This is a genomic window from Variovorax sp. V213 (assembly GCF_041154455.1).
Taxonomy (GTDB): Bacteria; Pseudomonadota; Gammaproteobacteria; order Burkholderiales; family Burkholderiaceae_C; genus Variovorax.
This window is the reverse complement of sequence record NZ_AP028665.1, coordinates 1,026,368-1,050,641: the sequence shown is the minus strand read 5'-3', so window position 1 is coordinate 1,050,641 and position 24,274 is coordinate 1,026,368. Positions and strand designations below refer to the sequence as shown.

The 24,274-nt window shown below is 61.6% G+C and carries 23 protein-coding genes and 1 pseudogene; 13 read left to right on the top strand and 11 right to left on the bottom strand.

Features of this window, described 5'->3' with window-relative positions:
* Nucleotides 1-77 precede the first annotated feature (77 nt).
* Nucleotides 78-452, top strand: a complete 375-nt coding sequence (locus ACAM55_RS30205; RefSeq protein WP_369656918.1) for a VOC family protein — start codon at nt 78-80, stop codon at nt 450-452.
* Between the two features lie 79 nt (nt 453-531).
* On the opposite strand, the gene ACAM55_RS30200 is transcribed toward ACAM55_RS30205, so the two are convergent.
* Nucleotides 532-1,215, bottom strand: coding sequence for a TetR/AcrR family transcriptional regulator (locus tag ACAM55_RS30200; RefSeq protein WP_369656917.1), 684 nt, complete (start codon nt 1,213-1,215; stop codon nt 532-534).
* A 188-nt stretch (nt 1,216-1,403) separates the two neighbouring features.
* On the opposite strand from ACAM55_RS30200, the gene ACAM55_RS30195 reads away from it, so the two are divergent.
* Complete coding sequence (locus ACAM55_RS30195; RefSeq protein WP_369656916.1) at nt 1,404-2,948, top strand: class I adenylate-forming enzyme family protein; 1,545 nt, start codon at nt 1,404-1,406, stop codon at nt 2,946-2,948.
* Here ACAM55_RS30195 and ACAM55_RS30190 read toward each other — a convergent pair.
* From ACAM55_RS30190 to ACAM55_RS30165, 6 genes are all read right to left on the bottom strand, one after another.
* On the bottom strand, nt 2,927-3,151 hold the full coding sequence (locus ACAM55_RS30190) for a hypothetical protein (RefSeq protein WP_369656915.1): 225 nt from the start codon (nt 3,149-3,151) through the stop codon (nt 2,927-2,929). The two genes, ACAM55_RS30195 and ACAM55_RS30190, sit on opposite strands and share 22 nt — an antisense overlap.
* Nucleotides 3,152-3,343: 192 nt before the next feature.
* On the bottom strand, nt 3,344-3,835 hold the full coding sequence (locus tag ACAM55_RS30185; protein WP_369656914.1) for an SDR family NAD(P)-dependent oxidoreductase: 492 nt from the start codon (nt 3,833-3,835) through the stop codon (nt 3,344-3,346).
* Nucleotides 3,836-3,910: 75 nt separating this feature from the next.
* The gene (locus ACAM55_RS30180) at nt 3,911-5,497 is read right to left on the bottom strand and encodes an IS66 family transposase (RefSeq protein WP_369652063.1); all 1,587 of its coding nucleotides are present in this window, start codon (nt 5,495-5,497) and stop codon (nt 3,911-3,913) included.
* A gap of 17 nt (nt 5,498-5,514) precedes the next feature.
* On the bottom strand, nt 5,515-5,865 hold the full coding sequence (tnpB, locus tag ACAM55_RS30175) for an IS66 family insertion sequence element accessory protein TnpB (RefSeq protein ID WP_369652062.1): 351 nt from the start codon (nt 5,863-5,865) through the stop codon (nt 5,515-5,517).
* Entirely contained in the window at nt 5,841-6,356 is a 516-nt protein-coding gene (locus ACAM55_RS30170) for a transposase (protein WP_369652061.1), read from the bottom strand. Before ACAM55_RS30170 ends, tnpB begins: the two co-directional genes overlap by 25 nt.
* Nucleotides 6,357-6,401: 45 nt before the next feature.
* Nucleotides 6,402-6,737 (bottom strand): SDR family NAD(P)-dependent oxidoreductase, encoded by a 336-nt coding sequence (locus tag ACAM55_RS30165; RefSeq protein ID WP_369656913.1) that lies wholly within the window; start codon nt 6,735-6,737, stop codon nt 6,402-6,404.
* A 223-nt stretch (nt 6,738-6,960) separates the two neighbouring features.
* Here ACAM55_RS30165 and ACAM55_RS30160 point away from each other — a divergent pair, with 223 nt between their 5' ends.
* The 8 genes from ACAM55_RS30160 (at nt 6,961) to ACAM55_RS30125 (ending at nt 17,115) form a co-directional block, all read left to right on the top strand.
* Nucleotides 6,961-7,869, top strand: coding sequence for a LysR family transcriptional regulator (locus tag ACAM55_RS30160; protein ID WP_369656912.1), 909 nt, complete (start codon nt 6,961-6,963; stop codon nt 7,867-7,869).
* A gap of 256 nt (nt 7,870-8,125) precedes the next feature.
* A complete protein-coding gene (locus ACAM55_RS30155; protein ID WP_369656911.1) occupies nt 8,126-9,829 on the top strand; it encodes a tannase/feruloyl esterase family alpha/beta hydrolase in 1,704 nt (567 codons plus the stop codon).
* Between the two features lie 458 nt (nt 9,830-10,287).
* Entirely contained in the window at nt 10,288-11,859 is a 1,572-nt protein-coding gene (locus ACAM55_RS30150) for a tannase/feruloyl esterase family alpha/beta hydrolase (protein WP_369656910.1), read from the top strand.
* 618 nt (nt 11,860-12,477) lie between these two features.
* Complete coding sequence (locus tag ACAM55_RS30145; protein WP_369656909.1) at nt 12,478-13,248, top strand: ABC transporter ATP-binding protein; 771 nt, start codon at nt 12,478-12,480, stop codon at nt 13,246-13,248.
* Nucleotide 13,249: 1 nt separating this feature from the next.
* The gene (locus ACAM55_RS30140; RefSeq protein WP_369656908.1) at nt 13,250-13,957 is read left to right on the top strand and encodes an ABC transporter ATP-binding protein; all 708 of its coding nucleotides are present in this window, start codon (nt 13,250-13,252) and stop codon (nt 13,955-13,957) included.
* A 43-nt stretch (nt 13,958-14,000) separates the two neighbouring features.
* Nucleotides 14,001-15,197 carry an ABC transporter substrate-binding protein gene (locus tag ACAM55_RS30135; RefSeq protein WP_369656907.1) on the top strand — a complete coding sequence of 399 codons (1,197 nt, stop codon included), beginning with the start codon at nt 14,001-14,003 and terminating at the stop codon, nt 15,195-15,197.
* 45 nt (nt 15,198-15,242) lie between these two features.
* Nucleotides 15,243-16,118: a branched-chain amino acid ABC transporter permease gene (locus ACAM55_RS30130; protein ID WP_369656906.1), complete on the top strand. Its 876-nt coding sequence runs from the start codon at nt 15,243-15,245 to the stop codon at nt 16,116-16,118.
* A 10-nt stretch (nt 16,119-16,128) separates the two neighbouring features.
* The gene (locus ACAM55_RS30125) at nt 16,129-17,115 is read left to right on the top strand and encodes a branched-chain amino acid ABC transporter permease (protein WP_369656905.1); all 987 of its coding nucleotides are present in this window, start codon (nt 16,129-16,131) and stop codon (nt 17,113-17,115) included.
* Between the two features lie 465 nt (nt 17,116-17,580).
* Here the strand turns inward: ACAM55_RS30125 and ACAM55_RS30120 are convergent.
* Together ACAM55_RS30120 and ACAM55_RS30115 are read right to left on the bottom strand one after the other, a co-directional pair.
* Nucleotides 17,581-18,213: pseudogene (locus tag ACAM55_RS30120) on the bottom strand (acyl-CoA dehydrogenase family protein); the annotation flags it as partial.
* Entirely contained in the window at nt 18,214-18,873 is a 660-nt protein-coding gene (locus tag ACAM55_RS30115; protein ID WP_369656904.1) for a LysR substrate-binding domain-containing protein, read from the bottom strand.
* Here ACAM55_RS30115 and ACAM55_RS30110 point away from each other — a divergent pair.
* Nucleotides 18,872-20,007, top strand: a protein-coding gene (locus ACAM55_RS30110) for an IS3 family transposase (RefSeq protein ID WP_369652222.1) whose coding sequence is annotated in 2 segments (ribosomal slippage) — nt 18,872-19,133 and nt 19,133-20,007 — 1,137 coding nt in all. Because the reading frame shifts where the segments join, the coding sequence is not laid out codon by codon here. The two genes, ACAM55_RS30115 and ACAM55_RS30110, sit on opposite strands and share 2 nt — an antisense overlap.
* On the opposite strand, the gene ACAM55_RS30105 is transcribed toward ACAM55_RS30110, so the two are convergent.
* Nucleotides 19,984-20,412 carry a LysR family transcriptional regulator gene (locus ACAM55_RS30105; RefSeq protein WP_369656903.1) on the bottom strand — a complete coding sequence of 143 codons (429 nt, stop codon included), beginning with the start codon at nt 20,410-20,412 and terminating at the stop codon, nt 19,984-19,986. The genes ACAM55_RS30110 and ACAM55_RS30105 overlap by 24 nt on opposite strands.
* 139 nt (nt 20,413-20,551) lie before the next feature.
* On the opposite strand from ACAM55_RS30105, the gene ACAM55_RS30100 reads away from it, so the two are divergent.
* Both ACAM55_RS30100 and ACAM55_RS30095 read left to right on the top strand, forming a co-directional pair.
* Complete coding sequence (locus tag ACAM55_RS30100; RefSeq protein ID WP_369656902.1) at nt 20,552-21,481, top strand: Bug family tripartite tricarboxylate transporter substrate binding protein; 930 nt, start codon at nt 20,552-20,554, stop codon at nt 21,479-21,481.
* An 11-nt stretch (nt 21,482-21,492) separates the two neighbouring features.
* Nucleotides 21,493-22,305: an alpha/beta fold hydrolase gene (locus ACAM55_RS30095; protein WP_369656901.1), complete on the top strand. Its 813-nt coding sequence runs from the start codon at nt 21,493-21,495 to the stop codon at nt 22,303-22,305.
* 364 nt (nt 22,306-22,669) lie between these two features.
* Here the strand turns inward: ACAM55_RS30095 and ACAM55_RS30090 are convergent, their stop codons facing one another.
* Nucleotides 22,670-24,271 (bottom strand): amidohydrolase family protein, encoded by a 1,602-nt coding sequence (locus ACAM55_RS30090; protein WP_369656900.1) that lies wholly within the window; start codon nt 24,269-24,271, stop codon nt 22,670-22,672.
* Between the last annotated feature and the right edge of the window lie 3 nt (nt 24,272-24,274).

The window sequence follows — 24,274 nt, the reverse complement described above, 5'->3', positions numbered from 1 at the left end:
TCCATTCGACAGCGTTGCGTATCGTTCCAACGTTTCCTGGAAGAACACACGGACAACAGCATTGCGAAGGCCAGATCGTGATCATAGGCATTGACCATATTGTTCTAACGGTTCGCTCCCTTGACGTCACGTGCGAGTTCTACGCACGGGTGCTCGGGTTCCGGCGCATCGATGTGCAAGGGCGCCCCACCGGTTTGCACTTCGGTCAACAGAAGATCAATGTGCATGAAACCGGGCGCACCTTTGATCCGAAGGCGGCGCACCCTACGCCAGGCTCTGCCGACGTTTGCTTCATTGCAGAACGGCCGATCGAAGAAGTTTATCGCCACCTCAAAGAGTGCAATGTCGAGGTTGAAGTCGGTCCGATAGCGCGGACGGGGGCCCGCGGTGAAATGACTTCTGTCTATTTTCGTGATCCAGACAACAACCTGATTGAAGTTGCTAGCTATTGAAATGGTCTGCGGCAGTGAAGCAAGAGCGGTTTACCGGCCCGCGCGGAAACGGATTGCGACGCTGCATCTCATGGATGCGTCACTTTGCACTCAAGGTTTGCTTGGCTGCGGCGTAGTTGGCGTTGGTGAGCGACTGCCAGCCGACGGCATGCACGAAGAGCTCGGTCAATACTTTGATGGCGGTGGCATCGTCGATGAAGCGGTCCGGGAAGTCGCCGCCTTTCGCCGTCCAGTTGTAGCAGGTGTATTCGAGCATAGAGCAAAGGGCGGAGGCGGCCAGTTCAGTGTCCATGCCCGGGCTGTAGCCCTCCTTCTGCGCGAGTTGAATCATGACTGAGAGCCCGCGTATGCCTTGCTGGCGGACGCTGCGCCAGGCGCGGGAGAACTGCTGATCGACCATTGCCATTTGGAAGGCCGCAGTGGCGATCGGCCAGTCTTCCCGATAGATCTTCCAGAAAGCCGTCAATCGCGTTGAGAGATTTTCGAGGGGGCCTTCGGTATTGCTGACGGGTCGGTTGACTTCGTTCTTGAGTCGCTGACGGAAGTCTTCCAGCAGCTCGTGCAGCAGTTGTTCCTTGGTCTTGAAGTACAGATAGAACGCGCCAGGCGAGCGATCCGCCTGCGCCATGATGTCCGCAATCGTTGCGGCAGCGAAGCCGTCGATGGCGATTGTTCGTTTGGCGGCCTGTTTGATCGCCTCTCGTGTGGCGTCCCCTTTGTGGGTCGCGCGCTTGCGTCGGAGGGGGGGAGCTTCGGTCTGCATTGGGACATGAATGTAACGTCAGCTTAGATTTATGTCGAGGGCGGGCCGTGTTTGATAACGGCCCATAGGGTTTTCCAGAACTGAATGTGCATTTACTTTTAATGGTCGCTAGCGTCTAATGCGTTGCAGATCATGCCGGGCGGATCCGAAAGTGATTCGTTCCACTCTTGCGGCCAAGGAGCACATTCATGACGTCAACGGCGGCGCTGCGCAGAGCGGCCAGCATCAACCCTAAGGGTTTGGCAATTTCGAGTGGTGAGGAGCGGCGCACTTGGCCGGAACACCTGCGGCGCGTGTCCGCAATTGCGGGCGCGCTGAAGTCTCTGGGACTCAAGCCCGGCGATCGGATCGCAACGCTTTCCAAAAATTCGCCTCGCTACTACGAACTTTTGATGGCTATCTGGTGGGCGGGTGGCGTTATCGTGCCCCTCAATACCCGCTTGGCCTACCCGGAGCTTCGATACATCACGGAACACTCGCAGTCGTTGCTGCTTTTCGGCGATGAGTCCTTCAAGGAGGTTGGAACCCAAATCGGAAAGGAGGTGCCGACGCTAAGGGCATCCATCTGCTTCGATGGCGAACGGTATGCGGAAATGATCGAACATCCGCCGATCGACGACGCTTGCGGGGACCTCCATGCGCTAGCCGGAATCTGCTACACGGGAGGGACGACAGGGTTGCCCAAAGGGGTCGAGCTCACGCACTTGAACTTCACTTTCAGCGCAATGGGTATACAGCGCGAACTCGGCCACGATGCGCAAACCGTCTACCTTCATTCGACGCCGCTGTTCCATTTGGCCGATCTCGCAAACGGGTTGGCCGTGACATTTGGCTGCGGCACACACAGCTTCATAGATCAGTTCACGCCCGGGGTGTTCTACTGGCGGCTCCGGGAAGAAGGTGTGACACACATTCAACTCGTTCCGACGATGGCTGCGATGGTTCTCGATGCGCCGGAGCGTGACGATCGGCTTCTTTCGCAGATTCGCTCTATCGCGTATGGCGCCGCACCAATATCTCAGGCATTGCTTGCTCGAATGGTGCAGGGGTTCCCAAATGCCCGCCTCAACCAGTTTTACGGTATGACTGAGGCGTGTGGTGCGAGTAGTACTCTGGCACCTGACCGCCACGTCTTGAGTGGCCCCAAAGCGGGGAAGCTGGGTTCTGCGGGGCAGGTGATGCCGGGCTTTGAGATTCGTGTCGTTGATGCTCACTCTCGCCCCTGCGGTCCTGGGGAAACCGGTGAGATCCAGATGCGCGGCCCCGCCATCATGCGCGGCTATTGGAGGGAGCCCGAGAAAACCGCGAAGACTATTGTGGATGGGTGGCTCTGTTCCGGTGACGCAGGCTATCTGGACGAAGACGGTTTTCTGTACGTTATCGATCGCATAAAGGACATGATCATCAGCGGAGGCGAGAACATATATTGCGCCGAGGTTGAGAACGCCCTGGCCTCGCACCCGAAGGTCGACTCTTGTGCTGTGATCGGCCTGCCCGATGAGCGCTGGGGGGACCGAGTTCACGCTGTGGTCGTTCCGAGGCCCGGCTCGGCACTGAGTCCTTCCGATCTGGACACGCATTGCCGCGCGCTGATAGCCGGCTACAAAGTGCCGCGCAGCTATGACATCCGCAGCAAGCCGCTACCGCTCTCGGCCGTCGGCAAAGTCCAAAAGACTCAGTTGCGAGACGAGTGGCTTGCCGCTGCCAAAGCTCACACAAACGAGCTCGCATGAAGAAGGTGGATGCGGGTGTACTCAGCGTTGCCGACGAAGAGTGCGGTACCGCAGACGGCACAATGCGGCGAAGTGGCGCGCCAGCACGAAACCGCAAGCGCCGGCTTGACGATGTGCAGGTGCCGGCCGGCGCTGATCTGTAAGCGCGCGGCGATCTCGCGTTGACTGCGGTCGCAGATCAGGATTTCGACGCTGGCTGCCATGCATGCGGCCGCTACAGCGGACTGCCTTGTGGCTCGGCGCACCCCAGGTGCGCAACCCACGGTAGTGGAGGCGGGCCTCCTCAAGAAGTCAAGCCATCTTGTCTAGGAAGGCACTCATCGGGCGCGGGCGGCGCGAATGATGCGGACGGGGTCGGCCATGTGTTTCCCCGAGGCAATTGTTTCTGGTGCCGCTCAGATTTGCAGTCCTGCGGTCACGCCTACGCCGGCGGCGAGGTAGCCTCCATCTACGGCCAGCATCACGCCGTTGATGTAAGCAGCCGGCTCGCTGGCGAGGAAGGCGATAGCACTCGCCACGTCGCCGACCGTCCCAAGGCGCTTCGCCGGAATCATGTTCTCGAACGCGCGCTTCGTGTCGGGCGTGTAGATCTTCTCGGTCAACGGTGTGCTGACTGGGCCCGGGGCGACTGAATTTGCGGTGATGCCGTAGGCACCAAGCTCCATTGCGAGTTGCCGAGTAAGCCCGGCGACGGCCGCCTTGGACGTGCCATAGGCAACCCTGCCGACGCCGGCGCGTTCGGCGCTGATGGAGGTCAGATTAACGATGCGTCCGTATCGCTGAGCAATCATTCCTTTGGCCGCACGCTGCGCGCACAGGAAGGTACCAGCCACGTTCACTTCCATGACGGTTTTGAAGTCACTTGCCTGGCAGTCAAGCAGCGACACGACGTTGATGATCCGTAAGCAGTCAATAAACCACGCCCTTGCGCGTGGTGTCAGAGCCGATGCGCGCAGGACGGCCTACGCGCCGCCGAGTTCAAGGTTCCAGGGCAGCAGCGCCTCGTAGTCGTCGACCGTTTGCGCCAGCGGCAGCTTCTTGAACAGCGCGACGAGGTAGCGGTAGGGCTCGACGTTGTTGGCCTTGGCGGTCTCGATCAGCGAGTAGAGATTGGCGCTCGCGTTGGCACCGCCGACGGTGTCGGCGAACAACCAGCTGCGCCGCCCGACGACGAAGGGCCGGATGGCGTTCTCCACCGGGTTGGAGTCCAACGGCCAGGAGCCGTTGTCCAGGAACCGCACGAGCTTGGGCCACTGACCGTGCAGGTAGTGCAGCGCTTCACCCAGCAGACTCGACGGCGCAACGCTGTGCAGGTGCGTGAGCAGCAAGCGCTCGATCTCGCGCACGATGGCGGCGCTGTAGCGCGAACGCAGTCGCAGGCGGCGCGCGGGCGTCCAGTGCCTGGCCAAGGACTCCGCACGGTACAGCTTGCCAATCAGCCGTACGAACCGGGCCGCGATCTGATCGGACGAGCGGGCTGCCTTCGGGATGGACTCGTCAGCCTTGATGAACGGCCTGCGCGCGTGCACCCAGCATCCAAGGTGCGTGAGACCGCCGGCCTTCGCGATGCCGTTGTAGACCTCGTAGCCGTCGGTGATGAGCGTCGTTCCGGGACGGATGCCGGCATACAGCTTCTCGGCGTGCACGGCGCCGCGCCCCGGTGCATAGGCGAACAGCCGTACCGGTGGACCAGTGCCATTCATCTGCGCCCACATGAAGCTCTTCGTCTGTGCCTTGCGCCCAGGCTCCTTGAGCACCTGGACCGTGGTCTCGTCGCCGTAGATCAGGTCCGAGTCCAGCAAGTGGTCGCGCAGCAGGTTGATGACCGGCTGTACAGCCTGGCCGATGCGCACGATGCCGGAAGCCAGCGTATTGCTCGCGATGTCGCCACCGAAGCGGCGCAGCAATACGGCCGTTCGGTACAGCGGCATGCCGAACTGGTACTTGCCGGTGATGACCCAGGCCTGGGCCTGCTCGGTGAGCAGCCCGCGCGCGATGATGCGCGCCGGCGTCGGTGCAACCTTCAGGCTCTGATCGCAGCAGGGACAGGCGTACTTGATGCGGTGGTGCTGCAGCACGCGCACCTGTTCGGGGATGACATCCATCTGCTCGCTAACCTCGGCGCCGATCTCCACCAGCGCGTGCCCGTCATGCGCGCACACACGCTCGGCCTCGGGCAGTTCGTGGCGCACGATCTCGCGCGGCAGCGCAGGGTCCAGCGGCTTGCGTCCGCGTTTCTTACGTTGATGGCCCGCGACCGGTGTCGACTCCTCTTCGTCGATGTCTTCGACCTCGGCCTGCGGCGTCTGATCTGTGGGCGCGAGCGCCTCGGCCTCGTTGAGGAACAGGTCCTTCTGATCGGTGCCGCGGGCTTCGCTCTTGGCGGCGAAGAGCTGGCGCTGCAAGGACCTCAACCGCTCGAGCGCCAAGTCCCGCTCGGTGGTCGCTACTCGAAGCGCGCCGGCCAGCGCATCGCGCTCGGCGATGAGCGCGACGAGTTCTTCAGCGGTGATGGTGGCGGGCGACGACACGCCCGCTTGGATCGGCATGCCCCATCATTGTTCCTTCAGGCCACGCTGGAATAGCGCAGACGAGAGTGGCGTTGCACCACCGCGATATCGATGCCCTCCAGCAACCAGTGCAGCTGTTCGGCCGTCAGCGTGGGAACCGCATCGGCCGAGGGCCAGATGAACCTGTCCTTCTCCAGGCGCTTGAGCAACAGCCAGAAGCCGTTGCGCTCCCAACCCAGGATCTTCACCCGGTCGCGCCGGCGGTTGCTGAACACGTACGCGCACGAGGCGAACGGGTCCAGGCCCAGCGCCTGCTCCACCAGCACGGCCAAGCCGTTGATGCTCAACCGGAAGTCCACCGGCTCGCGGTGCAGGTAGACCTTCAGCCCTTCGTCGAAGCGGAACATGGCAATCGGCTCAACATCTGCACCAGCGTCGGCAATTCCTGCAAGCTCGTCTCGCCGAGATCGAGCTGCACACCGTTGGGCAGCCGCACCTGCAAACCGACCATCGGGGTCGATGCCGCCAAGGAGCTCTCATTCGGGATCACCGCCACGGCCGTAGCAGGTGTGTGGGCTACCGCGGGCGCAGCCACCGCACGCTCGCGCTGCGGCGGATCCTGTTCACCCTCTACGCGCACGGCAACGAATGCCGCATCGTGCGTTCGCGCGATGTCACCAGTCGGCACCTGGGCACTTCGCCGCTGGTAAGCCGTGATCCACGTCCTCAGAAGGTTCGTGTTGACACCGTGCTCCATCGCCATGCGTGCCACCGACACTCCCGGCTTGAGGCAGGCAACGATCAATTCCTTCTTGGCAGCTTCGTCGTAGACGCCGCGACCGTCACTCTTGCGTCCCACAACCAGCCGGCTTCTCAACTCCGCGTACTGCTCTGTCATCTCTACATGTCCATGTTGCTCTACATGGGCACGTAGCCTCACAGCTCATCGTTCACTCAACAAGGGCGTGGTTAATTGACCGCGTACGATGATCCCGGCGCTGTTCACTAGAACGTCCGGGCACTTTCGCCAGTTCTCGATCGCCTCGAAAGCACGATCAACCGAATCGGCCTGCCGAACGTCCGCCACCAACGCAAGAGCCTGCCCCCCGATCGCTTCGATCGCCCGCGCCACGGCGCTGACCTTGTCGCTCAGGATGTCGATGACGGCGACGTGAAAGCCATCTTTTGCCAACTTCATCGCCGCCGCTTCGCCGATGCCGGACCCAGCGCCGGTAACGGCCGCCACCTTCAGACCTTGCGCCATTGGAAACTTTGACATCAGTGTGTCCCCGCCTTGTGCAGATCGGCCAGTGCCGCTAGGTGATTCCGCAGTTCATCGCGTACGGGCCAATCGGCAGCATTCATGGTTCACGTCTCCTGCATTGCCGTTCGGAGCAGGATGCGTCCACGAATCAGCACTGTCCGCAGCAGTATCTGACTTCCTCCTCTTCGCAGCTACGGCAAACCATGCAAAACTATGGTGCAAAAACGCACGAAGAGACATGCCAAAATTTCCCGAGTGGACTGACGTCCGGTACTTTCTCGAGGTCGCAAGGACCGAGAAGGTCACTCTCGCCGCGGAGCGGCTTCAGGTTGAGCATTCGACCGTATCGCGTCGTATTGATCGCCTTGAGCATCAGCTAGGGACCGTGCTGTTCGACCGGCGTCGCAATGGCTATGTGCTGACAGACGCCGGTCGCGCACTCGTCCCCCACGCAGAGGCCATGGAGAGTGCACTCCTCGACGCGATGGACGAGACCCGATTCAACGCGAACGAAGTCGCGGGCACCGTCCGAGTGGGCACGTTAGAGGCCTTCGGCATTTGCGTCCTCGCCCCCCGGTTGGGACCTTTTAGAGCGCTTCACCCCAACTTGCACGTCGAACTGATGGCACAACCGCAGTTCCCCAGCCTGGTGACGCGGGAAGTTGAAATCCTCGTGACCGTGGAGCCGCCCCAAGTGGGCCGCTACAAGGTGGCTCGATTGCTCGATATGAACTACTACTTGTACGGCTCGCCCGAGTACCTCGCAAGCCGGCCGCCCATCCGCGACATGGAAGACGTCGCCACGCACGAATTTGTGGATTACGTGCACGACGGCTTAATGAGCGAGCGCTTCCGCTTCCTCCAGGAAGTGATGGCTCATCCGAAGCGTGCCTTCTCCTCGACCAGCATTCTTGCGCAGCGTGAGGCTGCAGCAGCTGGAATGGGCTTGGTTCTCCTCACTCCTTATGTCGTTGGGGAGCGCTCTGACCTCGTGAGCGTGTTTCCGGGCAAGCCACAAGTCACGCGAACCCTCTGGCTCGCCGCTCCCGAAGATCTTTTCAAGATCCGGCGAGTGCGACTGACTTGGGATTACATCCGGCAGCTCGTGTTGAAGGAACCGCAGCTCTTCGAAGCGAGCACGGGCTGAATCTCGTGCTTCCCCGTACGGGGGTAGGGTGGGCTCAGCCTGCCTGTTGCACCTGGGGCCGCCGCAGTCGCACGGCAGCATCGTGCATCCATGCACGATGGGGTTGCGCCAATCGCTGTTGCAGAGCAGAAGCGCCCCCTCGATACTGAAAAGAGCCAAGCTGCCGTGGGCCTCGCTGGATTGGGTTCTCTAGCAGTTCGGATTCAAGCCCAGTCCTCCGAGGAGACGCAAGTTGAGATCAATCGATTCAGCAGTGATGAGCGCTCTCGCAGCGGTGGTTGTCGTCGCTGCCTTGTCAGCATGCGGCACGACGTTTGATCGTCCTCCAATGACGGCGTTCGCCTCCCCGAAAGGCTGCCAGGAACTGAACGGCATGATCATCCCTCAGTCGGCCATTGGCATGCCGACGAATGGCGCCATCGTGACCAGCGCGGAACTCGTTCCTGCTGCAGGTACGGGCACAGCCGCCGTCGGGCAGTACTGCAAGGTTCTGGGTGATATCAGCCCGGTCGAATCGCGCGCACCCAAAATCAAGTTCCAAGTGAACCTGCCTGCTGCCTGGAACAACAAGGCCATGATGTTCGCGGGCGGTGGGTACAACGGCATCATGGCCCCGAGCACATTGAACGTGCCCGCTGGCCCGGCCGACAAGCAGACTCCGCTTGGGCGAGGCTATGCCACGTTCGGCAGTGACTCCGGTCACCAAGCCAATGCCAACGGCAACAGGGATGGCACTTTCGGCTTGAACACCGAGGCGTTGAACAATTTTTCCAGCGACGCCCTCAAGAAAACGCGCGACGTGGCGATGACCATTATTAAGGCTCGTTATGCGGCGACCGCGACGAAGACCTACTTCGCCGGGGGCTCCACCGGCGGCAGGGAGGCGCTGTTCGCGGTGACGCGTTGGCCACAGGACTTCGACGGCGCAATCGTGTTGTACCCGGCCTGGAACGCAGCCACCATGAACCTGCAGTTCGGCCGGATGACACGTGAGCTGGCCAAGCCAGGGGCCTACCCGAACCTCACCAAGCACCAAGTGCTGTACAACGCAGCCGTCGCTGCGTGCGACGCGTTGGACGGTGTCACCGACGGCCTGATCAGCAACGTGAACGCCTGCAATGCCAGCTTCAACCCTGTCACCGCGACGCTCAACGGCAAACCGATCCGCTGCGAGGGCGGTGTGAACGCGGGTGACTCTTGCCTTTCCGATGCGCAGATCGCTGCCTTCAATACTTTGAACACGCCGTTGCTGCTGGACTATGCAGTCGCTAGCGGTGAGCGCACTTATCCCGGCTTCAACACCTGGGGCACGGACTTCGGAAACCCTGGCACTGGCCCACTGCAGCCGACAGTGTTGACTCTTTCGCTCGGCACCGAGCAGCCGGCGAACCCGATGCCCGCAGTGACCGCCACGGCCATGCCGCCGTTCGGCAGCACGTTCTGGGACCAGTGGGTAAAGTACTTCGTCACTCGTGACCCCAACTTCAATTCGCTCACGTTGGATCCGCAGGATCCCGGTCCGTGGCGAGCGCGCATCCTGGACCTGACGCGTGTCCAAGACGTCAACGTCACCGACTTAACCCCATTCATGGCCAAAGGCGGCAAGATCCTAATGGCACACGGCTCCCAGGATGCTCTAGTGAGCACGCGCGCCACCGAGCAGTTCTATGAACGCGTGAGCAAATCCATGGGCGTGGCCAAAGTGGACAGCTTCATCCGTTATTACGAAATCCCTGGGTATGGCCATGCGGTCAGCAGCGTGTTCAACGCCGGCTGGGACTCAGTGACTGCATTCGAGGATTGGGTCGAGAAAGGTACCGCCCCCATCAAGCAAGTTGTGGCCGACAAAGGTGCAGTGCCGAAGCGTACCCGACCTCTATGCCCCTATCCCAGCTGGCCACGATACAACGGGTTGGGAGACGTGAACTCGGCGCAGAACTTCAACTGCGTGACGGAGTAGGCCCGCATCGCAGCCGAGAAGTGTGAAGGGGCTTGGCAATCAACTCGCTGCGCCGTCGACCAAGTGGCGGTGCAACCTCTTGGGAGTCGCAATCCCGCAAAACAGGCTCGGCGCATCACGTTTTCAGATTGTGGCCGAAAGCCCAATTCATGGTCGGGCCGACGGTCCGACTGGCCTAGTAGAGACATTAAACAGCAGGAGACAACATGCGACAGCCTCAACATTCTCTCGGACGCCACGCCCTTTTTGCGGCGCTTTCCGCCTCCGCCCTGGTGGTTGCCTGCGGCGGTGGTAACGGTGGCAACAGGCCGCCGCCACTGCCGCCGCAGCCCCAGCCCCAGCCCCAGCCGCAGCCCCAGCCCCAGCCCCAGCCCCAGCCCCAGCCCCAGCCGCAGCCCCAGCCCCAGCCGCAGCCGCAGCCGCAGCCGCAGCCGCTCAGCTGCGCAGACTTGACCGGAATGACGATCGCAGCGGCCAGTATCGGTCTGCCGACAACCGGCGCGACTGTCACCGCTGCGACCCCGGTCGCGGCCTCCGGCAGTGGGGTGAGCGCGACGCCTGATTACTGCAAAGTCAGCGCGGCGATTTCGCCAGTTGATCCGGCAGCGCCGAAGATCTTGATGCAGCTCGCGCTTCCGGGCACTTGGAACAACAAGGTGATGATGTTCGGAGGAGGCGGCTTTGACGGATTCATTCCTGACTTGGCCGGCAACGTGCCGGCCGGCCCCGCTGCACAGGCGACTCCGCTGGGTCGCGGCTACGCAACGTTTGCGAGCGATTCCGGACATCAGGCCAATGCGCTCGCGACCCAGGATGCCTCCTTCGGCGTCAACGACGAGGCCATCGCAAACTTCTCCGGGGACGCGCTGAAGAAGACCCGAGATGTGGCTATCGCGATCATCAACGCCCGCTACGCCGTCAATGGACCAACCAAAGCCTACTTTGCCGGGGGTTCTTCGGGTGGCCGCGAAGCGCTCGCAGTGGCGCAAAAGTGGCCGCAGGATTGGGACGGTGTGATCGCCCTTTACCCGGCCGGAGCGGCCGCCAGCCTCGATCTCCAGTTCGGCCGTATCACGCGGGCGCTGGCGCAGCCGGGCGCGTATCCGAACGGGGCGAAGCGAAGGGTGCTGTACGACGCGTCGATTCAGGCTTGCGACACGCTGGATGGTGTAGCCGACGGGTTGATTAGCAACATCAAAGCCTGCAACGCGATCTTCAATCCGACGACGGCGACCCTGAACGGCCAGCCAGTGCGCTGCGCGAGCGGCGCAGACACCGGCGACACTTGTCTTTCTGACGCGCAGATCACGGCGTTCAATGTGATCAATACACCCATTACCTTCAACTACACGTTGGCCAGCGGCGAAACACAGTATCCCGGCTTCAACACGTGGGGAACCGACTTCGGCGACCCGAATGGAGGACCGCTTGAGGCTGTCGTCTCGTTCCTCTCGTTGGGCAGCGCCCAACCGGCCAGCCCGATGCCGAATGCGGCGCCGTACGGAAGCGTGTTCTGGGATCAGTGGGTGCGCTTTTTCGTGACGCGCGATCCGAGCTTCAACTCGCTCACGCTCGACCCGCAAAATCCCGGTGCGTACCAGGCGCGCATCAGTGCCCTGAGCGGTCTCCAGGACGTCAACAATGCCGATCTCACGGCGTTTCAGTCCAAGGGCGGCAAGGTCCTGATCGCGCACGGCACGAGTGATGCGCTCGTCAGCACGCGCGCGACGGCGCAGTATGTCGACCGCGTTCGCTCGACGATGGGCGCCGCCCGCGCCGACACGTTCCTGCGCTACTACGAGATTCCGGGGTACGGACACGTGATCGGCACCGCCTTCAACGCCTCCTGGGACTCGTTGACAACTCTCGAGAACTGGGTCGAGAAAGGCACGCTGGCGAACCAGATCGTGACCGACACTCTTGGCGTGCCGGGCCGCACGCGTCCGCTCTGCGATTACCCCGCCTATCCACGCTACAACGGCAGTGGAGACGTCAACGCCGCCTCGAGCTTCAGCTGCTCGACGCAGTAACCCTGCCGTCCGACGCGGCAGCGTCGGCAGACCGCTTCACCACCGGCGATGCCTTGCATCGCCGGTGTACCTCGCTGCAGGGGGTGATGAGCGCCGCTCTGCATGGGGGCGACTGCTTCAACACGTCGCGGAACGAATGGAGCCAGAGCACTTAGAACAGCCATCCATTCGATGTTGCCGGCGGCCGAATCTAACCGTATGCGCATCGTGATTCCTTTTCTCCGAAAGAGTGTGGATTTCCCATCCGGAGGTGACCCACCGGGATCAGGATTCCATGGAAATCAAAACCCTTGGGAGCTCCTTGCAATGCTGCGCAATCCGAGCCGCACCGTCGCAAGGCTCGTTGTGCATCAATGCACGATGACGTTGCGCCAAACGCCATTGCGGAGCAAAAACGCTCCCGCGATACTGGATCGAGCCGACTTGCCGCTGGAGAACAAGCCCAGCCCGTGCGACCGAGGCTGTACAGACATTTAGGAGACAAGAAATGCAAATTCCGGGCGCACGTTCGCTTTTTCTGCTGCAGCTCGCTGCCGTCATCACACACCTGCGCGCCCATTCGGACGCCGACGCAAGGCGCCGGTTTCCTCTGTTCTTGCATTCAATCGGATCGCAGGAATGAGCGACGTCATCCTCGAAACACGCCAGCTCACCAAGGAATTTAAGGGGTTCACAGCGGTCAGCAAAGTCGACCTCTCGGTGGTGCGCGGCTCGATCCATGCACTCATCGGCCCCAATGGTGCGGGCAAGACGACCTGCTTCAACCTGCTCACCAAGTTCCTTGAGCCGACCGCCGGAACGATCCTGTTCAACGGGCAGGACATCACGGGCGAACGCCCCGCGCAGATCGCACGGCGCGGCGTGATCCGCTCGTTCCAGATCTCCGCCGTGTTCCCGCACCTCACGCTGCTCGAGAACGTGCGATTGGGGCTGCAGCGCAAGCTCGGAACCTCGTACCACTTCTGGAAGAGCGAGAAGTCGCTGAAACCCTTGGATGCTGGGGCCCGCGAGCTGCTGGCTGAAGTCGGCCTCGAGGAACTCGCCGACGAGCAAACGGTGAATCTGCCGTACGGCCGCAAGCGCGCACTCGAGATCGCCACCACGCTGGCCATGGACCCCGAGCTGATGCTGCTCGACGAGCCCACGCAGGGCATGGGCCACGAAGACGTGCACCGCGTGGCGGAACTCATCAAGCGCGTGTCGGCGGGCCGCACCATCCTCATGGTCGAGCACAACATGAGCGTGGTCTCCACCATTGCCGACACCATCACCGTGCTCCAGCGCGGCGCCGTGCTGGCCGAAGGACCGTACGCCGAAGTCTCGAAGAATCCGCAGGTGATGGAGGCCTACATGGGCACGACCAACGGCCAGTTGCAAGGAGCGCATTGACATGACCGCCGCGCTCGAAATCAAAGGCCTGCACGCCTGGTACGGCGAATCGCACGTGCTGCACGGCGTCCACATGGTGGTGCAGCCCGGCGAGGTGGTCACGCTGCTTGGCCGCAACGGCGCGGGGCGCACCAGCACGCTGCGCGCCATCATGGGCCTGACCGGCTCACGCAAGGGCAGCATCGAAGTCAACGGCGTGCAGACCATCGGCATGGCGACGCACCGCATCGCGCACCTGGGCATCGGCTATTGCCCCGAAGAGCGCGGCATCTTCGCCAGCCTCTCGGCCGAGGAAAACTTGCTGCTGCCGCCGCCGCTCAAGGGAGCAGGGCAGGGCATGTCGGTCGAAGAGATTTACGCCATGTTCCCCAACCTCGCGGAGCGACGCCACAGCCAAGGGACGCGCCTGTCGGGCGGCGAACAGCAGATGCTGGCGGTGGCGCGCATTCTTCGCACCGGCGCCAAGCTCTTGCTGCTCGACGAGATATCCGAAGGCCTCGCGCCGGTCATCGTGCAGGCGCTGGCCCGCATGATCACCACGCTCCGCGCCAAGGGCTACACCATCGTGATGGTGGAGCAGAACTTCCGCTTCGCCGCGCCGCTGGCCGACCGCTTCTACGTGATGGAGCACGGCCGCATTGTCGAGAAATTCGGCGCCGCCGAGCTCGAAGCCAAGATGCCGGTGCTCACCGAGCTGCTCGGCGTCTGATTCCCCATTCGAACACCAGAGATTTTTCAGGAGACACAGCACCATGAACAAGAAACTCGGCTTCATCGCCACCGCCGTCGTTGTCCTCGCCATGGGCGCGGGCGCCGCGCATGCACAAGAAAAAGTAAAGATCGGCTTCATTACCGACATGTCGAGCCTCTACGCCGACGTGGAGGGCAAGAGCGGCGCCTTCGCGATCCAAATGGCCATTGACGACTTCGGCGGCAAGGTCAACGGCATGCCAATCGAGCTCTTGTCGGCCGACCACCAGAACAAGGCCGACATCGCCGCCTCCAAGGCGCGCGAGTGGATCGACACGCAGGGCCTGACGATGCTGTTCGGCGGCACCAGCTCCGGCACCGCCCTGGCCATGGCCAAGGTGGCGCAGGAGAAGAAGCGCGTCTTCGTCGTGAATGGCGCGGGCAGCTCGGCGCTCACCAATGAACAGTGCTCGCCCTACACCGTGCATTACGCCTACGATACCGTCGCGCTCGCCAAGGGTACCGGCTCCGCCGTCATTGGCCGCGGCGACAAGAGCTGGTACTTCCTGACCGCCGACTACGCCTTCGGCCAGGCACTCGAAGCCGACGCGACCAAGGTCGTGAAGGAAAAGGGCGGCACCGTGCTGGGCAGCGTGAAGCACCCGCTCAACACCTCCGACTTCTCGTCGTTCCTGCTGCAGGCGCAGAACTCCAAGGCACAGGTGCTGGCGCTGGCCAATGCCGGCGGCGACACCATCAACAGCATCAAAGCCGCGAAAGAGTTCGGCATCACCAAGAACATGAAGATGGTGGGCCTGCTGGTGTTCGTGACCGACGTGCACAGCCTGGGCCTGAAAAACACCGAGGGCCTCCTGCTCACCACCAGCTGGGACTGGAACCTCGACGACAAGACGCGCGCCTTCAGCAAGCGCTTCTTCGATAAGACCAAGCGCATGCCTACCGATATCCAGGCCGCCGACTACTCGGCCACCATGACCTACCTGAAAGCCGTGCAGGCCGCGAAAACGGTTGATGCCGACAAGGTGATGGAGACGCTCAAGTCCACGCCCATCGACGACTTCTATGCCAAGGGCAACATCCGCGCCGATGGCCGCTTCGTGCACGACATGTACCTGGTGCAGGTCAAGTCGCCGGCCGAATCGAAGCAGCCTTGGGACTACTACAAGGTGGTGCAGAAGTTGAAGGGCGAAGATGTCTTCACCACGAAGGCCGAGAGCAAGTGCGCCCTCTGGAAGTGACCTCCCGCGGGCGCCCCTGCGGCGCCCGGGTTCGTTGAAACGCTTATGAACATTTCCCTTCCCGCCTTGTTGAGCCAGCTCCTTCTGGGGCTGGTCAACGGCTCGTTCTACGCCATCCTGAGCCTCGGGCTGGCGGTGATCTTCGGTTTGCTCAACGTCATCAACTTCGCGCACGGCGCGCTGTTCATGCTCGGAGCCGTCTTGACCTGGATGGCCATGGAGCATTTCGGTATCAACTACTGGGTGATGCTGATCGCGGCGCCCATCCTCATCGGCCTCGTCGGCGTGGTGATCGAGCGGCTGCTGCTGCGCTGGATCTACAAGCTCGACCACCTCTACGGCCTGCTGCTCACGCTGGGCCTCACGTTGCTGATCGAAGGCGTGTTCCGCTCGGTCTACGGCGTGTCGGGGCTGCCCTACGATGCGCCCGAGCTGCTGTCCAGCGCCACCGACCTGGGCTTCATGGTGCTGCCCAACTACCGCGCCTGGGTGGTCGTGGCCTCGCTGGTGATCTGCTTTGCGACCTGGTACGTGATCGAGAAGACGCGCCTGGGCGCCTACCTGCGCGCCGGCACCGAGAACCCGCGGCTTGTGGAAGCCTTCGGCGTCAACGTGCCGCTGATGATCACGCTGACCTACGCCTTCGGCTGCGCGCTCGCCGCCTTCGCCGGCGTGCTGGCGGCGCCGGTGATGCAGGTGTCGCCGCTGATGGGGCAGAACCTCATCATCGTGGTGTTCGCGGTGGTCGTGATCGGCGGCATGGGCTCCATCATGGGCGCCATCCTCACGGGCCTGGGCCTGGGCGTGATCGAGGGGCTCACCAAGGTTTTCTATCCCGAGGCTTCTTCGACGGTTGTGTTCGTGATCATGGTCATCGTGCTGCTCATCCGCCCCGCCGGCCTGTTCGGCAAAGAGAAATAAGACGAGCGGCATGAACATGAAAAAAATCCCAATCGTCGTCTACGCGCTGCTGCTGCTCGCGCTCATCGCTGCGCCGTTCTTCGACGCCTACCCGGTGTTCGTGATGAAGCTCATGTGCTTCGCGCTCTTCGCAGCGGCTTTCAACCTGCTCCTGGGCTTCACTGGCCTGCTGTCGTTCGGCCATGCGGCCTTCCTGGGCGGCTCGGCGTATGTGGCGGGCCATGCGATCAAAGTCTGGGGCCTCACGCCCGAACTCGGCCTGATCGCAGGCACGCTCAGCGGCGCCGTCCTCGGCTGGACCTTCGGCATCTTGGCCATCCGCCGCCAGGGCATCTACTTCGCGATGATCACGCTGGCGCTCGCGCAGATGATGTTCTTCGTCGCGCTGCAGGCCAAGTTCACGGGCGGCGAAGACGGCCTGCAGGGCGTGCCGCGCGGCAAGCTCTTCGGCGTCGTCGACCTGTCGAACGACCTCACCATGTACTACGTGGCGCTGGTGATCGTGGTCGCGGCCTTCCTGCTGATCGTTCGCACCATCCACTCGCCGTTCGGACAGGTGCTCAAGGGCATCAAGGAAAACGAGCCGCGCGCGCTGTCGCTGGGCTACGACGTAAGCCGCTTCAAGCTGCTGGCCTTCGTGATCTCGGCCGCGCTGTCGGGCCTGGCCGGTTCGCTCAAGACGTTGGTGCTGGGCTTTGCCACGCTGTCCGACGTGCACTGGACCGCCTCGGGCCAGGTCATCCTGATGACGCTGGTGGGCGGCCTGGGCACGCTGTCGGGTCCCCTCGTGGGTTCGGCGGTGGTCGTGCTGCTCGAGAACAAGATCGGCGAACTCGGCAACTTCCTGGCGCGCATCACGACCGTCGACTGGTTCAACACGCTGGGCGAGTCGGTCACCATGGTCACGGGCCTGATCTTCGTGATCTGCGTGCTCGCGTTCCGCAAGGGGATCATGGGCGAGATCATTGCGTTCATTAATCGGCGGCGCGCGAAGTAGCGCGGCGCCGAAATGAAGAAGTGGAGCTTCGGCTCCTCGGCAAATCAAACTCCCTTAATAAAAGATTGCAGCCATGAAAAAGCAAAAGGAGACAAAATTGAATCGCACGAATCGGCTTCGCCTTGGCAGTTTCGCGCGGGCTGTACGGGACGTGGCGAGCCGACGGCGCGCGTTCTGCACATGTTGCACAAGTTTTCGCGCCCGTCCGGCAGTTGTGGTTAGTTTGTCAGCAACTTATTGCTCAACCTGTCAGCCAAGCATTGCCCCCGCGGGCTTTTTGTCTGCCGACTCGCGCGTCCACGTGCAGAAATGTGTTCATGAGAAATCAGTGCTAAGTCGTTGATTTCAAAAGGACTGAGATTCCTGAGCGTACGGAATCGTCGAACGTTTTTTTTGACAAAAGAGTTCTTCGAATGTCGCTTGCGCAAATTGTGTTCGTGAGGTGCCGCAAGGGACGTCTCGACGGAACAGCTTGGCCATGGCGGCTTCCTTCAGGCAGGGCCGGCCGGCGTCGCGCAGGCTCGCGGCATGCCAGATGAGTTGGCGCGCGGCCTCCAGCTGCGTGGCGCATTCGGCCAGGCGGAACCCGACGGCCTGCTGGTCGAAGATCGCACCGCCGAAGGCCTGGCGCTCCTTGGCATAGGCCAGCGCCACGTCGAAGGCGCTGCGCGCCATGCCCACGCTTTGCGCCGCAATGCCGATGCGTCCGCCCTCGAGCGCGCCCAGTGCGATCTTGTAGCCCTCGCCTTCGGCGCCGATGAGGTTCTCCGCCGGGATGCGGCAGCCGTCGAAATTGATCTGCGCAGTGTCGCTGCTGTGCTGGCCCAGCTTGTCTTCCAGCCGCGCCACGCTGTAGCCGGGCGCATCGGTGGGCACGATGAATGCGCTCATGCCGCGCTTGCCCGCGCCCTTGTCGGTCACCGCGATGACGATGGCGACCTGCCCGTTCTTGCCGCTGGTGATGAACTGCTTCACGCCGTCGATCACGTAGGCATCGCCGTCCTTGCGCGCCGTGGTGCGCAGGCTCGACGCATCGCTGCCGGCCTGCGGCTCGGTGAGGCAGAAGGCGCCGAGCATCTGCCCCTGCGCGAGCGGTTCTCACCTAGTCGACGTCGAATCATGCAAGAAGTCGAAAAGTTTTTGCGCAGCTTCACCAAGTTGCAGTGGTGCCAGAATCCCGAGTGGCTCGATGCCTAGGTCGACGATCGCATTTACCTGGCAAAGCTGTCCACTAGCAAGCAGCGGTGCGACTAGTGAAAGTGGAAGCAGCGCCAAGAGATCTCTCTCTTGCAATAGCCAGAACAGCATTGGCAGTGCGCGCGTGGTGACCGGAAAACCGATCGGTTCCGCCTTGAACTCCGCAGCTAAATGTTCGAAGCGCTCCCTTGCTGCCACTCCGGTCGGCAAGAGCAACCACTCCCAGTCGGACAAGTCTGCTACCTTGACTGAAGTAACGAGCGCAAGCGGATGAGCATAGCGGGCCACCACCACAAAGCGATCTGGAAGCAACGGGTAGAAGACCCAGCCTTCCGGTGACACGGCCGGCCGCCTACATACTGCCAAGTCGACTTCGCTTCTGGCGACAGCGAGCAACTGATCCTCCCCTTCTGCCTCATCGAGTTGCACGTGGATAGAAGGCTCTGCTTCGGCGAATCGAGGCAAAACGCGGACGAGCAGTCCATGGATGGTGACCTGCCCCCTCCCGGCCGTACCAGCGTAGTGGCAGTGAAGTCCGTCAACTTGGAGAATGACGGACATGAGAAAGAGCAGATACACCGAGGAGCAGATCATCGGTTTCATCAAGCAAGCCGAGTCTGGCTTGCCGATCAAAGATCTGTGCCGCAAGGGCGGCTTCAGTGATGCGACCTTCTACAAATGGCGCGCCAAATACGGCGGGATGGACGTGCCCGATGCCAGGCGCCTGCGTGAGCTCGAGGCCGAGAACAACAAACTCAAGAAGCTGCTGGCCGAAGCGCACCTGGACATCCACGCGCTGAACACGGCCTTCGGGGTAAAGCGATAGCCCCGCAAGCCAAGCGCGCGGCCGTCGCCATCATGATCGGGCAATGCGATCTGAGCGAACGACGCGCCTGCAGGCTTGTGGGGCTCTCCCGCGACAGCTACCGCAACCCACCCGAGGTCGATGCCATGACGCAAGAGCTCAGCAACAAGATCGTCGAGATCGCGCATGCACGTCGGCGCTTCGGCTATCGGCGCATCCACGACATGCTGCGCCCGCACTTCCCGGGCGTGAACCACAAGCGCGTCTACCGCCTGTACAGCGCCGCCAACCTGGCGGTGCGCAAGCGCAAGAAGGTCAAACGCCCCGCCAACGAACGCGTGCCGCTGCAACTGGCCACGACGGTCAATGAGGTGTGGAGCATGGACTTCGTCAGCGACAGCCTGAGCACGGGACGGCGCATCAAGTGCTTGACCGTGGCCGATGACTTCAGCCACGAATGCGTGAGCATCTCGGTGGACTGGGGAATCTCGGGGCAATACGTTACGCGACTGCTGGATCAAGCGGCCGTGTTCAGAGGCTACCCGCTGGCTGTGCGCACCGACAACGGCCCGGAGTTCACCAGTCGCGCCTTCATGGGCTGGGCGCAGACCCATGGCATCCGTCACATCCTGATCGAGCCGGGACGGCCCATGCAGAACGGCTACATCGAGAGCTTCAACGGCAAGTTCAGGGACGAGTGCCTGAACGAACAGTGGTTCGAGACGCTGCAGCAGGCCCGATCGGCCATCACGCTCTGGCGCCAGGACTACAACGAGGTCAGGCCGCACAGCAGTTGCCAGCGAATGCCTCCGTCGAAGTTCGCCGAGCTGCATCGCCAGCGCGCTGGCGATGCAGCTCGATCCACCTCAACAACCACCGAGATTAATTAATCTTGCAACCCCGGACTTCCTCGTTATGAATGGCACGGCAGAAGGGGGCAGGTCAATGGCAGAAGAAGAAGCGAGCAGTCGAACGAACCCCGTGCTGCGCTGTTGACGAGCGGCAACGATTTCAGCGCCCCGCGCGATTCCAAGCATCAGCTGGCGCGCGACCGGCAGCAGGTCAATGCACGCTGCGGTAGGTCGCATCCCCCTTGCATGCCGTTCGAACAGCTTCACTTCGAGCATTTGCTCCAGATGAGCCAGGGCTTGAGTTACTCCGGACTGGGTGATTCCGATCGAATTTGCTGTTCGCTGGATGCTGCCGAGCTCCGCCACTCTCAGAACGATTTGCAATTGGCGGAACTTCCCGCGCGTGAGCAAGCGATTGAGCAAGCTATGGACGTTCGATGACATGGTATTAGTAGCACTGATAGCTAGGACCAGAATTTAATTTGGATCGGGGAGCCAGGACATGGAAGATTCGAGATCGCAAAACGACAGGTCATAAAAAGGAGACGAGAAAATGTTGAGGCTACTCGTGGCTATCGCTTGCTTGAGCAGCATCGTAGCGACCGCGCAAACCACCGCTTGGCCAATCCACCCAATCAAAGTTGTTGTGCCCGCTCTACTGGGCGGCCCCTACGACAGGATCATGCGCCCGTTGGCTCAGAAGATGGCCGCATCGCTAGGTCAACCGCTGGTCATAGACAACCGGCCGAGTGCCGGAAACATCGTCGGAACGCAATTCGGAGCTTCTGCAGCGCCTGATGGCTACACGTTGACCATGACTGGCATGTTGAACACGATTGCGCAAGAGATGTACGACAAGGTTCCGTTCGATATTGCGAAGGACTTTGAGCCAGTTGGAGCTATTGGCGAAGGGGCACAGTGGCTCATCGTCCGCTCCGACTCTGGCATCGCAAGTTTGCCGGATCTACTCGCCAAGGCGAAGAAGGCACCTGGGAAGGTCGACTACGCCAGCTCAGGCGCAGGCAGTACCGGTCATCTGCTGATGGAACTGTTGCAGCGGGCGGCCAAAGTGCAGTTGACGCATGTTCCATACAAAGGAGGTGCGCCCGCTTTACAAGACGTGCTCGCCGGCGTAGTGACAGTGATGATCATTCCTCCAAATGCCGCCCAGGCTAGTGTTCAATCCGGAAAGCTCCGGGTGATCGCCGTATCGAGCGCTCAGCGAAGCCCTGCTTGGAAGGATGTCCCCACTTTCGCCGAGCTTGGCTATCCCGACCTTACCGTGAGCTCGTGGGTTGGCCTCTCCGCACCCAAGGGCACTCCTATCGCGGTAGTCGACAAGCTGAACGCCGCATTGATCGAAGCGCTGAACGACAAGGCGCTGCTGCAACAACTCGACACTGAAGGTCTCTCGCCTCTTAGAACCACCCCGAGGCAGTATGGTGACTTGGTAGTGAAAGACCTAAACCGCTGGAGCACGTTGGTTCGGAGCTTGGGCCTTCGCGCCAACTGATTTTTCAAGATATGGCGTACGCGAACTCAAACGGAAGAAAAATCTACTTCGAACTCTGCGGTTCCGGTCCTGCGGTGGTCTTTCTTCATGGGGCTGGTTCCAATGGAGCGACCTGGTGGCAGCAGCTTCCGAGCTTCAGCAAGGCTTTCACCTGCATCACGATCGATCTTCGATGCTTTGGGCGATCCGTCGCCCCACTTGATGAGTTTGGGATGGACCAACTCACGAGCGATGTTCTGGCAGTGCTTGCTCCACTGGACATCGATCAATTTGCGATCGTCGGCCAATCATTGGGCGGCATGGTTGGGCTCCGCCTGTGCCTGGAGCATCCTCAGCGCGTTTGGGCTCTCTGCGCTTGCGACTCGACCTTGGCTGTCGATCATCCGCAGATCAACCGAATCCTCGCAGAACGCCGCCTCACTCAGAAGGCCGTGTCCATCGAGCAAAGGTCATTGGGACGGTGGTTCTTGGCCCATTGCCCCGAGAAAGCGGTCTTGTATGCGCAGATCAATCACTTCAACCCTAGCGCGCGAGACATTGATGAGAATGAGTGGGGCATTGCCCTCGCTACCCTCCTTGCACCTGAGAAGCTTCTCCGCCTGTCAGAACTTCGGAAGGTCATGACGAACACCCTTGTTGTCGTGGGGCGAGAGGATCCGATCGTTCCTGTAAGTGTGGCAGAAGAAATGCTTGACCTGCTTCCCAATGCCGAAATGGTGATTGTGGAAGATGCGGGCCATTCCGCGTACTTTGAAAAACCAGAGGAGTTCAATACGCAGGTGCTGTCATTTCTTGGCAAGCACGCGCCCTTGCCGCCAACATAGCAATTCCCTGGGCAAGGAAGATGGTCGTGCTGCATGCCGAGCTGCGAGTGGCGGAGGTGTTGGACCGAACCCTTTGGGTGAGGTCACGTGGTGCGTCTGCGATCCGCGCTCGCCGCTTGCCATGCAGATGCCTTTGGGCTGAAAGGAAAACGAGGTGGTCGATCCGGGGTTTCTCAGCGGCATGCGCATAGGCCTGCTGAGCGGCTGGCGGCCTGAGCTGCGTTGGCTCAGTGCAGCAGATAGAAGCGATAGTCCGAGCCGCCTGCGGCTGCCCCCTTTCGACAGCCTCGTGCCAGCGGGGCGAAATGCCCCATTCGCAGAAAGAAGCGCAACGCTCTTGCGATGACCATGGTGTGGGCGCTGCTTACGTCCCGCGCCGCAAGACCTTGCCTGGTCGTGCCTCGGTTAGCGAAGCGTCGCGCATCACGGCAGTTCCGTTGACAAAAACGTGAGTCACACCCGTCGACTTGACGTTCGGGTTTTCCAACGTGGAGTGACAGTGGATTCGATCGAGATCGAAGACTGCTAGGTCCGCGTAGTATCCAGCCCGGAGTTCTCCCCGATGCTCCAGCTGGAAACGCCGTGCGGGAGTCCAGGTCAGGCGCCCTACCGCCTCGACAATACCCAGGACGCGCTGATCTCTCACGTACTTCTGAAGGAACGACGCTGCCCACGAGAAAGCGATCGGCGAGAACCGCAGGTCTTTCAAAGCGCCCACTTCGCTGACGGACACGCCATCGGAAATCACCATGCAGTCAGGCTGCCGGATCAATGTGTCAATGTCTGCTTGGCTCGATACCCGTCCGCACCACATCAAGCGAGACATCTCGGCGCCTTCTTCCAGGAGGAGGTCGCAGATGCAATCCCAAGGCGTGGATTGCCGCTCGACGGCAATCTGCTGAATGGTTTTCCCCATGTAAGACGGGTTCGCTCCGCAATGGTAGAGAACCAGCAAGTCCCACCGGTGGTCGGCAAGCAACTTCCAGTTGGGAAATGCGTTCTCCTGCAAGCGGGCGCGGGAAGGTCCGGGTCGCAGTAGGGACCGCAGTTCGTCGCTTGGCAGCTCAAGTGCCCAAGTCGGGAGAGACGCAATGACTTTCGTGGGCCCCCATTCATCGGGAATGACATCGAAGCCCACATCGGCGCCATCCTTGCGCGCCCAGCGCACCATCTCCAGCAGACGATCCGCCGCGCCCTGCGGCGCGCCGTATTTCGGAGCTATGTGAGACAGCTGGAGTTTGGACCGGGTCGTGCGAGCGATGCCGAGCGCTTCACCGACCCCCATTTCGACCAACCAGTCGCGGTTGCGGACGTGACTGGCGTACACCACGTCGAACTCCGCCGCAATCGCACCTGCCTCCAAGAGTTCCACGGCGGTCGCGTGCATGCCTGGCGCGTACTCCAGCCCTGTGGAGATACCAATTGCGCCGTCGTCAAGAGCTTGGCGCAGATACTTCCCCATCGCTGAGAGTTCGTCCGCACCGGCTGCGGAACTAGCCGTTCCTTTAACGGCAAGGCGAACCGTACCGTGGCCAACGTATGAAGCGACGTTCAATACGGGACGCGTGGCCTGGAGCACGTCGAGGTATTCGGCGAACGTCCTCCAGGTGATCTCTGTCGAATCCTGCACCGCGAGAAGGTGCTTCCTCAGCAAAATAGGGTCGGCGCAAGGTGCACAGCTATGACCGCAATTGCCGGCGATCTCGGTCGTGACTCCTTGCGTGATCTGACTCTGGCCACCGGAATCCTTGAGAAACGCAGCATCCGAGTGGGTATGAATATCGATGAACCCAGGTGCAACGATCAAGCCAGAGCAGTCGATCCTCTGACGCGCAGGTGCGTCGACGATGCCTTGCTGCACCCACACGATCCGTTCGCCTGCGATGGCCACCGTGCCCACGAAGGGCTCCGCTTGCCCCTCGCTCGCGACAACCTGGCCGCCGACCAGTAGGTAATCAATCATCATGCT